Consider the following 13,763-nt stretch of genomic DNA (forward strand, 5'->3'; position numbering starts at 1 on the left):
CGTGTCGAGCCTTGTCTGCATCATTGTCATGAAGGTCCATACCCACGCGGCATTGGTGAAGGCATCTGCAATATTGGCAGAGAATACCCCTGATGATCGCTTATAGGCAATAATCAGGGATGTAGGGATGTTATGTATCAATATTTCAGGATTTTATCAGCACCAAGGAAGACCCGTGTGATTTCATCGTCATCCTCGTTTGCAATTCTGGCACCTTTTCTCAGATTATCTGCGTCAATACCGGCGGCAGCTGCACAGTGAGGACAAACGAGCACTTCGCCACCTGCCTCGATGAATGCCGTGTAGTGTTCGGACAGTGGCGCATGTGAAAGCCCCCAGTTCATGTCCTGTGGTGCTCGCTTGTCCGCAATCCGAACGCCTTCCAGATCAAGGAAAAGGGTGACATTAGCGCCGTGCTGCTGGAATTCCACGGCGAGCTTTAGTGCCATGAATGACGCATGCAGATCGTTGGTGTAATTGCTCAGATGAACCACAACGTTTTGGTCCTGACCGAGCGATTCTGATTCTGCCTGGGAATTGGTCGTAAACAGCATCGCCAGACAAGTCAGGGCAATCAGCGAATAATATCGTAGAGATTGGAATTTCATGGTGTTTCCCTCTTAGGGTAGTGGAGCCGTATTAGACATAAAAAGCCTCCTTAGTTTATATGGTATACGACATATTGTCGCAGAAACCTGCCTGCAAATAAGCTGTCGATATTTCCGATCCTGGAAGAACCGCTCATGGAACCGGAAGCGCATTAGTCCCGGATAGGCTGGCTGAATAATCAGAAGGAAAACTAAATCGGCAGGCCATCAATCGTCTGTCACCAGCCTGATGTCCGCCATCACTGCCCGGTGATCCGAGAGATTGGCCGTCATCACCTTGTGATCGACAAATTCGAATTCACTCGATACCAGTATCCAGTCCAGGCGCCTGCCAAAAACGGGAAAGGTGATGATGTCCTCGCTCTCGGGCCGATAGACGGACAGATTCAATGCTTCCACCAGATAGTCCATGACGCCGTCCCGGTGCGCCCATTCGGTGTTCAGATCGCCCATGAGGATCACAGGCCGGTCTCTTGAAACAAGTTCCTTGACCAGGGCTTCGGCCTGGAGGCGACGATGTTTTCCGGAGAGAAAGTCCAGGTGCAGGGAGACAACGTCAATCTGCAGATCGGGAGCATCGGGCCAGGTAACGCGGGCTATGACAAATCCCCGGGGCAGGGGGAGGCTGGATTTTTCAAAAGGCCCTGACAGTCTGTCCCGCAGCGGCGTTTTGGCGAGCAGGGCGGTGCCGTATTGCAGGTTCATGCTTTGTACATGCAGTCCTTGATAGGAGGCAAGATAGCCGGTTCTGTACAGCAGGTATTCGACGTGGTTGAAGGTGCCGCTCCAGCCGGAGACACTGTCGGTCTCCTGTAACGCGATGATATCCGGCTGTTCCCGTCGGATAACGTCAGCAATAGTATCGAGGTTGTTTTTAATGCTGCGGCTGGTGGCGAAAAACTGATGGAAGCCGGTGCCACGCCCGTGGGCCGTGTTCAGGGTCATCAGCCGGAGCGTTGTCACCCCGTCCGGCTGTTTCGTACCGTATTCGTTTGCTATGTGCCGTTCGGGCTCGAAATATTGTTCGACCGGTCCGTAGGATACGCTGGCACAGCCCCCTGCAAGCAGCAGTGCTGCCAGAACGGACAGAGACGCAAGTGTTTTTCTGACGGACGACATGATGGCTAAGTTAACACGGAACCGGAGGCAGCCCGATTCAATAAATGCCACAGTGCTTTCAGCGAATGGCTATCCTGATTGTGAGGCTGCAGGCAGCTTGATCCGCATCACTTCCAGGAAGGTTCGAATCCGCGCGGCATTGGTGCCGACGTCCGATTTGCCGACCCGCGACTTGGAGCGCATGTCCAGCCGGGTGCGGTCGTTATCCGGCTGAATGCGAATGACCACGTCATCCTTGAAACCGAACCAGCGCGTGGTATCGGTCACCTCGATGCGGCCGGCGTCCTCATCCGCCGCGATCAGCTCCCAGTCCAGATCGGCCACGGCCTGCTCCGCGGCGCGAAACACGTGTTCAACGGGCGCGTCGAAATACAGCGGCTGGATGCCGGGATACGCCTCGCGCTGCGCTTCGGCGGTGTCCGCACCGGCATATTCCACCGGGTTGGGCGCATCCGCGCGCAACGGCGCGATGTCGACAAATTCGGGCGGATCATCGAGATCGGTGCTGATGTCGTGAATGGTCGGCACGCTTCGCGCCTGCTGCTGCCAGGAGTAGGGGACAGCGACAGTGACGAGACCGACAACAACGACCAGGATGTTCACAATGATGAAATTGCGGAGCCGATGCCAGAGCAGCATCGCCACGGTGGCCGCGGCTGCCAGGATCGCCGAGACCAGGCCCAGGTAGGCACCATAGCGCAGGACGATGAAGCCGATGCGGAAGTCCCACCAGTTTAGTTGGGTACCGAAGCCGGATATCAGTAGCATGGCAATGGCCACGATAGCGAGTATCAGTGGGACGGCAGTGGCGATGTAGGCCAGTCTTTGGTGTTTTGATGGTTTTACAGACATATTTATAAAATTCTAACGCTACACTTAGGTGACATTTTGCATCACCCTACATTTGGGATAAGCGGAACAACCCCAAAATTGTTCACCGCGTTTAGCACCACGCTTCGCCGTGCGAAGAACTAATGGACTCCCACACTTTGGACAAAGCCGATATGCATCAGGTCTAGAGCGCGCCTTTAATCGCCGGATGTGAGTGCGATGCAATACAGAACCGGGCTCAAGGCGCCTGGACCCAAGCTGTTTGACAAGCCTTTGAACCTCTGGTTCGCTAAACACGCGCTCTCGGAACGACTTGATATATGATACGAAGCGCGCTCCACTAGTAACACTCGCCGGCATCTCTGTCTTGAATGTGCTGCCGCCTACAAAGATCACTACTGAATGAATCGTCTCGGGGGGTACTTCGAGCGCTGACTCCACAGCCTTTATATGCTTATAATTCTGTTGCAAAGGGTTTTGAAACCTGAACGATTGCTTGTATATTTTTTGTGTCCACTGCCGCTGATTTGCGCTTCCAAAAATCCAGCCTTGCATATTCTTCGTTTCGAGTACAAATATGCCGAAAGATGATATGAATATATGATCAATCTGGGTTGTTCCATCAGGTGTTCGCAGTGTGACATTGTGCATACCATGATATGTCTTCCTGTTCAGCATTAGCCAGGCCAGAACTCGAACACCCAATTCACCAATAATACCTTTCCACCATGATGTCCTGAATAGCCATACAATAAGCACAAGTGGAGCAAGCCACCAAAGTTTCAGGACTTCATCAATTATAGGTGAAGTGTCCACTGTCCCTGGCTATCTAGCAACCAAGCTAAGGGGTCGCCGCTTTTTGGCGGTCCCTCTTGAGCGTATTGTTAAGTGTTTTTTCAATTCCACTATTGTGTAATCTTGGATGTCCAGTAACATTTAGTTTGTATTCATCTTTTTTATCGCTCGCCTTAAAAATTGACAAATTATTTTTATTTACTTCCTTTAATGACTCAACGATAGACTTTAAGTTAGCGTAGTTATCGTTAGACATCTCCATTCCAGCTATAACTGAACATAATATCTCATCTCGTCTATAGTGATGAATTCCTGGGCCACGTTCGTGGTCTACTACTCGTTCTTCTTCTTCATATTTCCAGTCTGTGCTTTTTGTCAGAACTACCTTGTTTATTAAGTCATCCGGTAGCTCTGAGCCTACATCTATATGGGGTCTCTCGTGTTGATAAATTACAGGAAAGGGTAAAAGGCGTTCATTTGTCAGTAAAACATCTTTCTTCAGTCCTTTAATTGGTATGCGAAACTCAAGCACAAAACCGCGATGAAAGTCAGCGTAATGCGACCACATTAAGATATTTAATGCGTTTTTACTTAAACTTACTACCCCGACACGAGAAATTGATTCCTTGGCAAAACTTCCGTCTTCTAATCGGTTTCTAAGGCGGGCAATAAATTTCCCTTTGTCTTGTAGTCTCTTTGCAGGACTTAAACCTCGCCTATCTCCGGCCGCTTTAAAAAGATCAGGTTTTAATTGAGGAAGCCTATCAATGTTCGTCGTATCATAATATGGTTTACAATCAAACGGATCGTTAAAATCTAACGGATTTGTGAATTTAATAGTACTGTCGGTAAGTGTTTTTATCGACCCTTCGGTATACGGAAGGTATTTGTATCGATAGATTACATTTTCTTCGTCAAACATTTAACGCGTCCATAAATGTCTAACTTAATTTATATGACATGTATGCCATCTTATGAAACGACATCTCTACCGTATAATATTCTTCGAGGTCTATAATTTTCTGATTTTTCGGTATCGCTAGCATGTTATACGGTAGCACCTGTCAGGTGGTATGGCTGCAAAATAAAAGGGCAGGCCCATTACGGGCCTGCCCTTTGGAATAAGAAAGCCTGGCACCCGGAAGAGGCGAGGGGTGCCAGGCAAGTGCCGAGGTCCGTCTCGGCATCCCCGCTAAGAGTCGTTACATGACTGCATGTTTGTGGCATTAATCCCAGCTTAGGGCGCCGCCGGTCTGGTACTCGGTGACGCGCGTTTCAAAGAAGTTCTTTTCCTTCTTGAGATCCATGACCTCGCTCATCCACGGGAAGGGGTTGTCCACGCCCGGGTACTGCTCGGGCAGGCCGATCTGGATGCAGCGGCGGTTGGCGATGTATTTGAGGTATTCCTCGAACATCGGCGCGTTCAGGCCGAGTACGCCTCTGGGCATGGTGTCATGCGCATAGCGGATCTCGTATTCGACGCCGTCGCGGATGATTTGCAGAATCTCTTCCTTGAATGCGTCGGTCCACAGATGCGGGTTCTCGATCTTGATCTGGTTGATCATGTCGATACCAAAGTTCATGTGCATGGACTCGTCGCGCATGATGTACTGGAACTGCTCGGCGCAGCCGGTCATCTTGTTGCGCCGGCCCATCGACAGGATCTGCACGAAGCCGACATAGAAGAAGATGCCCTCGAAGACGACGTAGAAGGCGATCAGATCGCGCAGGAAGCGCTGGTCGGTTTCCTGCGTGCCTGTGCGGAAGTCCGGGTCGCCGAGGCTTTCGGTGTATTTCATTGCCCAGGCGGCCTTGTCGTGCACCGACGGGATCTCGCGGTACATGTTGAAGACCTCGGCCTCGTCCAGGCCCAGCGACTCGATGCAGTACTGGTAGGCGTGCGTGTGCAGTGCTTCCTCGAATGCCTGGCGCAGCAGGTACTGGCGGCATTCCGGGTTGGTGATGTTGCGGTACACGGCCAGAACCAGGTTATTGGCGACCAGCGAGTCGGCGGTGGAGAAGAATCCGAGGTTGCGCTTGATGATGGTGCGCTCGTCCTCGGTCAGGCTGTTGCTCTTCCACAGTGCGATGTCCGCGTTCATGTTCACTTCCTGCGGCATCCAGTGGTTGGCACAGGCGTCGAGGTATTTCTGCCAGGCCCACTTGTACTTGAATGGCACCAGCTGGTTGACGTCGGCGCGGCAGTTGATCATGGCCTTGTCGTCGACTGACAGCCGGCCGGCACCGAATTCGACCTGTTCCAGGCCGGTGACGCCGGCCTGTTCGTCGGTCGGCGCCTCGGCCAGGGCGGCATCGAGGTCCGGCGTCGGTGACGCGGCGTCGCCGCCGAATACGGATTCGACGTTGGTTTCCTCGGCGCTGTATTCCTGCAGGCCGGCTTCGGCTTCTTCAGGCTGCGGCTGGTAGGCCTGCTTTTTCTCGTTTTTGACGCTGGCGATTGGATCGTCCCAGTTCAACATTGATGCTTCCCCTGTAATTCGTCGTTTGTTTCAGATTCGTTCATTAAAAAAATCTGTAGGAGCGGTGACCTCGCCGCGAATGCCGTCTGGCTTGTTCAGCCCGGGGTCAGGCCTCCCACAGGTTGTGTTTCGGTTGTCTGTCGCATGTTCTTCACCCCCATCCCGGCCTTCCCCGTCAAGAGGGAAGGAACAAAGCTCATCACGGCCTTATTTGTCGGGAGGGGGAATTGCATTTACTGACAGGCCTCGCAGTCCGGGTCGTCGATGGCACAGGCCTGCGGGGCGGCGGAGCCGACCGGTTCGGCGCTGCCGCTGACCGCGTTCAGGCGGCTCTGATGACTCTCGCTGTTGTTCAGGGTGCTCTTCTCGACGTGCGTCGCGCCCATGGAACGCAGGTAGTAGGTTGTCTTCAGGCCCTTCACCCAGGCGAGCTTGTACAGATTGTCGAGTTTCCTGCCGGACGGTTCGGACATGTACAGGTTCAGTGACTGCGCCTGGTCGATCCATTTCTGCCGCCGGGCGCCGGCCTCGACCAGCCAGCGCGGGTCGATTTCAAACGCGGACGCGTAGGTCTGCTTGATTTCGTCCGGGATGCGGTCGATCGGCTGGACGCTGCCGTCGAAGTACTTGAGGTCGTTGACCATCACCTCGTCCCAGAGACCGGCCTTTTTCAGATCGTTGACCAGGTACGGGTTCACCACCGTGAACTCGCCTGACAGGTTCGATTTGACGAACAGGTTCTGGTAGGTCGGCTCGATCGACTGGCTGACGCCGCAGATGTTCGAGATCGTCGCCGTCGGTGCGATCGCCATGGTGTTGGAGTTGCGCATGCCGACGGTCTGCACGCGCTCGCGCAGGCTGTCCCAGTCCAGCGTGCTGGAGCGGTCGACGTCGAGATAGTCGCCACGGGCCTCGGCCAGTTTCTCGATGGAGTCGTGCGGCAGGATGCCCTGGCTCCACAGCGAACCCTGGAAGCTCTGGTACGGACCGCGTTCCTCGGCGAGATCGGTGGACGCGCGGATGGCGCAGTAGCTGACCGCTTCCATGGAGGTGTCGGCGAACTCGACCGCGCCTTCGGAGGCGTAGGGCAGGTTGAGCTTGTAGAGCGCGTCCTGGAAGCCCATGACGCCGAGGCCGACCGGCCGGTGACGCAGGTTGGAACGGCGCGCCTGCGGCACGCTGTAGTAGTTGTAGTCGATGACGTTGTCGAGCATGCGCATCGCGGTGTTGATCGTCTTCTGCAACTTGTCGCGATCGAGCGCACCGTCGGTGACGTGCTGGGCGAGGTTGACCGAGCCCAGGTTGCACACCGCGATCTCGTCGTCGGAGGTGTTCAGGGTAATTTCAGTATTTTTGGTAACCAACCCATTTACAGTCCATGCATGGGTTTCCGAATCTACTGTCAGACAATATGCATCTTCGTTGGGCAGTTCCTTTAATCCGGTAAAAGTTGCATATAATTTTTGCTTATACCCATCCTTTTTATCAAGATTTTCTAATAAGTTCCTTGCCGCTTCTGAGTTATTGGCTTTATCTTTTGCTAGACTAATAATGCTTTCTGCAATTTTACAGCCCTTAACTGAGGTTATTAGCAAGCGATAGAGGGGTTTTGACCAATATTTACTCTGACCATCATGACCGTTGGGCATCAACTGTTCTTGATAGCCACGCATCTGATTTATTGATGTCTTGACACCAAAATTTGCCCACAAAATCTGTAGGTCTCGAACAAAGCTTAGGTTGTTCGAAGCTAATACAATAGTTGAAATTTCATTTGAAGCTTGAATATGACCATCAGCTTGGTAAAGACCTCGCAAATATGCAGCTGCTGTCTCCTTATCACCTTGCCATGCGAGGTTCGGCACAGATAGTTTTGAGTCCTTGTTGAAGCCGTATATTTCAAACTGCCGCTTTAATGGTGCTGAGGTGAGTCTTGCACGTCCATGAGCTAGATCTTCTTGGAATAAGGGTTGATTTGTAGAGGTCGTTCTAAGGGCTGTATTTCCTTCAAGTAAGGATTGCACTCCGTTCTCTATGCGTTCCCGGTGATGAAAATCTTGGCTCCATAAATCAATATGCACGCTATTTTTGCCAAAAGTGCCATCCCCTGCCACTAGACCCATTAGATAACCAGTGTCTGGATCATGTAGTGAACCCCATAACCCCTCAATTTGTTGTATAAGCAACTTATCACCTGGGGTTAGGTTTTGTGCTTCAACCCATCCATGCTCCTTTACCCAGACTTTGTGGTCAGGTGTGACTTTATGTGTATACCCCTCACTAGTTTGTATCTCTACCATGGGGGCATTTGGTCTAGGTAGTAACATTTCAGAGGCATTGTAAATTCCATCCAAACCAATGACTCTATTCTTGTCACCGAGTTGATATAGTTCGCCAACCGTCAAAAGACCACGATCCGTTACGACACGCTGATCGGCTGCAATACAGCAAAGATTGGAACTGTGTACCTGACCTGTATGCTGCTGCGGCGAGCGCAGGTTGCACGGGTCCTTAAAGGTCATCCACGGATGGCCGGTCTCGTACAGCATTGACAGCATTTTGCGCCAAAGGTCGGCGGCGCGCAGACGTTTGAATGTCTTGATCTCGCCGCGATCGGCCTTGGCCTCGTATTCGACGTAGCGCTTCTCGAACTCGCTGCCGTAGAGGTCGTGCAGGTCCGGCACCTCGTTGGGCGAGAACAGCGTCCACTCGGCGTCCTCGCTGACGCGCTTCATGAACAGGTCCGGCACCCAGTTGGCGGTGTTCATATCGTGCGTGCGGCGGCGATCGTCGCCGGTGTTCTTGCGCAGCTCGATGAACTCCTCGATATCGAGATGCCAGGTCTCGAGATAGGCGCACATCGCACCCTTCCGCTTTCCGCCCTGATTAACTGCCACGGCGGTATCGTTGGCCACTTTCAAGAACGGCACGACGCCCTGCGACTTACCGTTCGTGCCCTTGATGTGGGCGCCCATCGCGCGCACGCGGGTCCAATCGTTGCCCAGACCGCCGGCATACTTCGACAGCAGGGCGTCGTCCTTCACCGCGGCAAAAATGCCGTCTAGATCGTCCGGCACTGTGGTGAGGTAACACGAGGACAGCTGCGGGCGCAGCGTGCCGGAGTTAAACAACGTCGGCGTCGAGCTCATGAAGTCGAACGACGACAGCAGTTCGTAGAACTCGATGGCGCGCGCCTCGCGATCGATCTCGTTGATCGCCAGGCCCATGGCGACGCGCATGAAGAACGCCTGCGGCAGTTCGAAACGCGTGCCGTTGGAATGGATGAAGTAACGGTCGTACAGCGTCTGCAGGCCGAGGTAGGCGAACTGCAGATCGCGCTCCGGCTTCAGCGCCTGGCCGAGCTTGTCCAGGTCGTAACGGGTCAGCTCGTCGTCGAGCAGTTCCAGCTCGGCGCCGCGCTTGACGTATTTGGCGAAGTAGGTCGGGTAGGTGTCGGCCATCTCCGCCTGGGTCGCCTCGGTGGTCTGACCGTTGATGAAGGTCAGCGCCTCGCGCCGCAGGCCGTCGAGCAGCAGGCCGGAGGCGACGTAGGAGTAGTTCGGTTCCTTCTCGATCAGGGTGCGCGCGCTCATCACCAGGGCGTTGTTCACGTCCCGGTCGGCGACGCCGTCGAACAGGTTGCGCAGCGTTTCCTTGATGATCAGTTCGCCGTCGACTTCGCCCAGATCGCGGCAGGCCTCGCTTACGATGGCCTGCATGCGCTGGACGTCGAGCGGCTTGGTGGTGCCATCTTCCAGCGTGACGTTGAGATCTGTGGTCTGCTGTGTCGGCGCCTTGCCCTTCGATTTCTGCGCTTCCTTTTCGGCGCGCTCGCGGGCGCGGGCATCGCGGTAGAGGACGTAGGCGCGGGCGATCTTCTGCTCGCCGGCGCGCATCAGCGACAGCTCGACCTGGTCCTGGATGTCCTCGATATGGACGGTGCCGCCGCCGGGCAGGCGCCGGGTCAGGGCGCTGGTGACCTGTTCGGTCAGCTCGCTGACCTTTTCGTGGATGCGCTTCGAGGCCGCGGCGGTGCCGCCCTCGACCTCGAGGAAGGCCTTGGTCATGGCGACACTGATCTTGCTCGGGTCGAAGCTCGTTACCTTGCCGTTGCGGCGGATGACCTTGTAATCGCCCGGCTGGTGCAGGCGGATCTCGGCGGCGACTTCACGGGCAGCCTCGTCCAGGGCGTCCTCGTGCGAGCGGGTCGGTTCGGGGTTCTCGTTAACTGCGTTTTCGGCCTCCATGGACCCTCCTGAAAACTGGTACAAAAATTATCTACTTCCTGTACCCCGGGAATCGCGGGGGACGCGATCGGGGGGAACCGGTGTCTGGGGTGATGGCCGCGCGGGCGCGGCGAAACCTTATGTATGAATGTATAGCACCCCCAATTGTAGGGGTCAAGGCGGGATACAACCACTATATGATGTGGATTAGTGGTCGCAGTTCCTGCGGAAAGATTGTGGATAAGCTGGGATCAAATGGCGCAAAACCGCGCCATGCGCGGCTTCGCGCTGATCCCGGATCACTCTTCAACGGTGGCTGGTTTGATGCCGTCGAGCTGGGCGTGGGTGAGGTCGCGGGCCAATTCTGTGAATGCCTGCACAAACGGCAGGCTGGCCTGTTCGCGGCGCACGGCACTGTAGAGCGTGCTCCACATACCGTCGCCGCCCAGCGGCCGCGTCCGGATGTAGTCGTCGGCGCGGTATTTCTCGATCGCCCACGACGGCAGCACGGCAACGCCGCGGCGGCTGGCGACCAGCTGCACGATCATCGAGGTCAGCTCGGCGGTGCGGATGGCGGCGACCTCGACGCCGGCCGGTTCGAGGAAATGCCGGAACACGTCCAGGCGCTGGCGCGCGACCGGGTAGGTGAGCAGCGTCTCGTTCACCAGGTCCGCGGGCTCGATGTGATCGCGTTCGCCCAGCGGATGATCGTTGGCCATGACCAGCACCGACTGGTAGCGGAACAGCGCACTGTAGCTGACGCCGGCGTGGCTCATCGGGTCCGAGGTGATGACCATGTCGATGACGCCGTCGAGCAGCGCCGGCAGCGGATCGAGGCTGTAGGCCAGCGACAGATCCAGCTCGATCTGCGGCCAGGCCTCGCGGTAGCGGTCCATGGCCGGCAGCAGCCAGTCGAAACAGCTGTGGCACTCGATCGAGATGTGCAGCCGGCCGCGGTCGCCGGCCGCCAGGTCGTGGATGTCGCGTTCGGCGGCCTCGATGCGCGGCAGGATATCGTCGGCCAGCTGCAGCAGGCGCTGACCGGCGGCGGTGAAGCGGATGCTGCGGCGCTTGTGGCGGGCGAGGATCGGCGTGCCGAGCTCGTTTTCCAGCCCCTTGAGCTGGTGCGACAGTGCCGACTGGGTCAGGTGCAGGCGCTTGGCCGCGCTGGCAATGCTGCCGGTATCGCGGATGGCGAGCAGGGTGCGCAGGTGGCGCATTTCGAGGTGCAGGCGTGCGTTTTGTTCAGTCATGACGATCGTTTATGAATTAATCTCAAAGTTGAATTTAAAATAAAGAATTTGATTCATGTTAGCAAGCACCGCATGCTGACCGCCCATGTCGATGCAATGGATGCGAGCACAGGAGGCCGCCATGACTGAATCGCTGCAACAGGTTAAAGCCGCTAACCGTGACACGGCAGTTACGGACAGTGTGCAAATCGTGGTCGAGCAATTCTGGTGCGGTCAGCTCGATGTGCGTCGACTCGCGCAGATTGCCCAGGCGCTGTACCCGCAGTCTGGCAGGAAGGCGTGGCATGGTGATACTACGGACACTGGCAGGGGTTGAGCCATGGCTTTTTTGTGGGAACCGCGAATGAACGCCAATGGACGCGAATGGAAGGTCTTCGTCATTCCGGGACGTGGACAGGTTTATAGCAGCGTGCGTTATTTGATCTCCGTATCAGGGTTTGTATTGGCCGTACCGTCCTCGCTCCGGGCGTTGATGGGGTAGCTGTGTGTAGGACCGTGGAATGGCTGCCACAGCATGTGGTCCAGACGCAGTTCCCGTGGGTCGCGGAAAAGATTGATGCCTATGGTCATCGCGACGTGACCGTCGCGTGGCTGGGCCCGGTAAGTGCCGAAAATCCGGTCCCACCAGGGCAGATTGAATCCAAAGTTGGAGTTGGTCTCATTCGGATACCAGGAGTGGTGTACCCGGTGCATCTCCGGGGTTACGACGATCCAGCGCAGCACACGGTCAAGCTGTTTCGGCAGTCGCACATTGCCATGATTGAAAACAGAGGTGGCGTTGAGCAGCACCTCGAAGATCAGTACGGCCACGGCCGGCGCCCCGAGCATCACGATGACGCCCGCCTTGATGAACATCGAAAGCAGGATCTCGACGGGGTGAAAGCGCAATCCTGTGGTGATGTCGAAGTCCAGGTCCGCGTGGTGCATGCGATGCAGGCGCCAGAGTAGCGGTACGGCATGGAAAAACACATGCTGCGCCCAGATGGCAAAGTCGAGGACAATAATCGTAAGTACGATTGTCAGCCAGTAGGGCGCTTCAAACAGACGGAATAATCCCCAACCCTGGGCCTCGACGAACAGTGCCGTGCCTACGGCTGCTGCAGGGAACACAACTCGCACTACCAATGTGCTTACAGCAACGACGCTGAGGTTGTTGATCCAGCGATAGCTTTTACGGACGTGCCACTCCCGGCGCGGTGCGAAAACTTCCCATACAGCCATCAGGATAAAAATACTGGCGAACGCGCCAATGCGGACCAGAGGTTCCTGTGATAACAGCGTATCCATTCGTTACGTTCCCCGGTGTGGTCGAGTGCCAGTCGATGAAAGTACTGTTCCGGAAGATGGCATTTCGTCACTAAAATGAAGGGCTGGAGATTGGGTTGAATGACAGGCGATCACTTTCAATTACTCTATCAATCCATCGGATGATAGCAAGGAAAACGCCATGCGAACGCTCATCATCATCCCTTAGTGCCGGGCCGGGCTTGATGCAGCATGGTCCGGGATCCGAACGTTTCTAGAATATCGAGCTTTGCGTCTTTGTCGTCAGCAGTTCCAGCGCCTTCGTGCCGACCAGCGAGTTGCCTTTTTCACTGAGCCCCGGCGACCAGACGGTGACGATGTATTCGCCCGGCATGACGGCGACGATGCCGCCGCCGACACCGCTTTTCGCCGGCAGGCCGACGCGGTAGGCGTAGTCGCCGGCCTCGTCGTAGACGCCGCAGGTGAGCATGACCGAGTTGATTCGCTTCACCTGGCGTTCGCTGGCGACGACCGCGCCGCTGGCGGAGGTGCCGGCCGCGGCGAGGTAGTGGAATGCCGTGGCCAGTTCCGCACAGCTCATCGACAGGGAACACAGGCGGAAGTAGGCCTGCAGCACGCGTTCGACCGGGTTGTCGAGGTTGTCGTAGGTTTTCAATAGCCAGGCCGAGGCACGGTTGCGGTGGCCGGTTTCGTGTTCGGCCTCGGCGACGACCAGGTCGTAGTCGATGCTCGGTTCCATGGCGAGATCGCGCACGATGTCGAGGATCAGGTCCTCGCCGGTGTCGGTGTGATTGAGGATGATATCCATGACCACCAGCGCGCCGGCGTTGATCATCGGGTTGCGCGGAATGCCGTGTTCGTTTTCCAGCTGACCAAGCGAGTTGAATGCCGCGCCGGACGGTTCGCGGCCGACGCGTTTCCAGACGTCGTCACCTTCCAGCTGCATGGCGCGGGTAAGGTTGAACACCTTGGCGATGCTCTGGATGGAAAAGCGTTCGTGCGCCTCACCGACGCTGTAACTGTTGCCATCGATCGTGCGCAGGCTCATGCCGAAATGCTGCGGCGAACGACCGGCCAGCGGCGGGATGTAGTCGGCAACCTTGCCCTGGCCGATCAATGGCCGGACTTCGGCATGAATTTCCTCGAGCAGGGACTGGTAATCGATATTCGTCTTCATGATTGCAG

At 55.9% G+C, this 13,763-nt stretch carries 11 protein-coding genes; 1 reads left to right on the forward strand and 10 read right to left on the reverse strand.

Going from position 1 to position 13,763, the window contains the following annotated elements:
- Positions 1-137 precede the first annotated feature (137 nt).
- The 8 genes from J2T55_RS03280 to J2T55_RS03315 form a co-directional block, all read right to left on the reverse strand.
- On the reverse strand, positions 138-608 hold the full coding sequence (locus J2T55_RS03280) for a DsrE family protein (protein WP_259054220.1): 471 nt from the start codon (positions 606-608) through the stop codon (positions 138-140).
- A 207-nt stretch (positions 609-815) separates the two neighbouring features.
- Positions 816-1,727 (reverse strand): endonuclease/exonuclease/phosphatase family protein, encoded by a 912-nt coding sequence (locus J2T55_RS03285; protein ID WP_259054221.1) that lies wholly within the window; start codon positions 1,725-1,727, stop codon positions 816-818.
- A gap of 69 nt (positions 1,728-1,796) precedes the next feature.
- Positions 1,797-2,495, reverse strand: a complete 699-nt coding sequence (locus tag J2T55_RS03290; RefSeq protein ID WP_259054222.1) for a DUF1499 domain-containing protein — start codon at positions 2,493-2,495, stop codon at positions 1,797-1,799.
- 108 nt (positions 2,496-2,603) lie between these two features.
- On the reverse strand, positions 2,604-3,374 hold the full coding sequence (locus tag J2T55_RS03295) for a nuclease-related domain-containing protein (RefSeq protein WP_259054223.1): 771 nt from the start codon (positions 3,372-3,374) through the stop codon (positions 2,604-2,606).
- 25 nt (positions 3,375-3,399) lie between these two features.
- Positions 3,400-4,275 carry a DUF2971 domain-containing protein gene (locus J2T55_RS03300; protein WP_259054224.1) on the reverse strand — a complete coding sequence of 292 codons (876 nt, stop codon included), beginning with the start codon at positions 4,273-4,275 and terminating at the stop codon, positions 3,400-3,402.
- 304 nt (positions 4,276-4,579) lie between these two features.
- Positions 4,580-5,833 carry a ribonucleotide-diphosphate reductase subunit beta gene (locus J2T55_RS03305; protein WP_259054225.1) on the reverse strand — a complete coding sequence of 418 codons (1,254 nt, stop codon included), beginning with the start codon at positions 5,831-5,833 and terminating at the stop codon, positions 4,580-4,582.
- A gap of 233 nt (positions 5,834-6,066) precedes the next feature.
- Positions 6,067-10,080 carry a ribonucleoside-diphosphate reductase subunit alpha gene (locus J2T55_RS03310; protein ID WP_259054226.1) on the reverse strand — a complete coding sequence of 1,338 codons (4,014 nt, stop codon included), beginning with the start codon at positions 10,078-10,080 and terminating at the stop codon, positions 6,067-6,069.
- A gap of 278 nt (positions 10,081-10,358) precedes the next feature.
- A complete protein-coding gene (locus tag J2T55_RS03315; RefSeq protein ID WP_259054227.1) occupies positions 10,359-11,312 on the reverse strand; it encodes a LysR family transcriptional regulator in 954 nt (317 codons plus the stop codon).
- A gap of 121 nt (positions 11,313-11,433) precedes the next feature.
- Between J2T55_RS03315 and J2T55_RS03320 the strand changes: the two genes are divergently transcribed.
- Positions 11,434-11,628 carry a hypothetical protein gene (locus tag J2T55_RS03320; protein ID WP_259054228.1) on the forward strand — a complete coding sequence of 65 codons (195 nt, stop codon included), beginning with the start codon at positions 11,434-11,436 and terminating at the stop codon, positions 11,626-11,628.
- Between the two features lie 98 nt (positions 11,629-11,726).
- Here J2T55_RS03320 and J2T55_RS03325 read toward each other — a convergent pair whose 3' ends face one another.
- Both J2T55_RS03325 and J2T55_RS03330 read right to left on the reverse strand, forming a co-directional pair.
- On the reverse strand, positions 11,727-12,599 hold the full coding sequence (locus J2T55_RS03325) for a sterol desaturase family protein (protein ID WP_259054229.1): 873 nt from the start codon (positions 12,597-12,599) through the stop codon (positions 11,727-11,729).
- 232 nt (positions 12,600-12,831) lie between these two features.
- A complete protein-coding gene (locus tag J2T55_RS03330; protein ID WP_259054230.1) occupies positions 12,832-13,755 on the reverse strand; it encodes a glutaminase in 924 nt (307 codons plus the stop codon).
- Positions 13,756-13,763 lie beyond the last annotated feature (8 nt).

Origin of the sequence: Methylohalomonas lacus (assembly GCF_024808875.1) — a bacterium.
Lineage (GTDB): Bacteria > Pseudomonadota > Gammaproteobacteria > Methylohalomonadales > Methylohalomonadaceae > Methylohalomonas > Methylohalomonas lacus.

What these genes read in the sequence shown, in the direction of transcription:
- J2T55_RS03280 (WP_259054220.1), bottom strand. Translation starts at nt 608, where the DNA reads ATGAAATTCCAATCTCTACGATATTATTCGCTGATTGCCCTGACTTGT.
- J2T55_RS03285 (WP_259054221.1), bottom strand. Translation starts at nt 1,727, where the DNA reads ATGTCGTCCGTCAGAAAAACACTTGCGTCTCTGTCCGTTCTGGCAGCA.
- J2T55_RS03290 (WP_259054222.1), bottom strand. Translation starts at nt 2,495, where the DNA reads ATGCTACTGATATCCGGCTTCGGTACCCAACTAAACTGGTGGGACTTC.
- J2T55_RS03300 (WP_259054224.1), bottom strand. Translation starts at nt 4,275, where the DNA reads ATGTTTGACGAAGAAAATGTAATCTATCGATACAAATACCTTCCGTAT.
- J2T55_RS03305 (WP_259054225.1), bottom strand. Translation starts at nt 5,833, where the DNA reads ATGTTGAACTGGGACGATCCAATCGCCAGCGTCAAAAACGAGAAAAAG.
- J2T55_RS03310 (WP_259054226.1), bottom strand. Translation starts at nt 10,080, where the DNA reads ATGGAGGCCGAAAACGCAGTTAACGAGAACCCCGAACCGACCCGCTCG.
- J2T55_RS03315 (WP_259054227.1), bottom strand. Translation starts at nt 11,312, where the DNA reads ATGACTGAACAAAACGCACGCCTGCACCTCGAAATGCGCCACCTGCGC.
- J2T55_RS03320 (WP_259054228.1), top strand. Translation starts at nt 11,434, where the DNA reads ATGACTGAATCGCTGCAACAGGTTAAAGCCGCTAACCGTGACACGGCA.
- J2T55_RS03325 (WP_259054229.1), bottom strand. Translation starts at nt 12,599, where the DNA reads ATGGATACGCTGTTATCACAGGAACCTCTGGTCCGCATTGGCGCGTTC.
- J2T55_RS03330 (WP_259054230.1), bottom strand. Translation starts at nt 13,755, where the DNA reads ATGAAGACGAATATCGATTACCAGTCCCTGCTCGAGGAAATTCATGCC.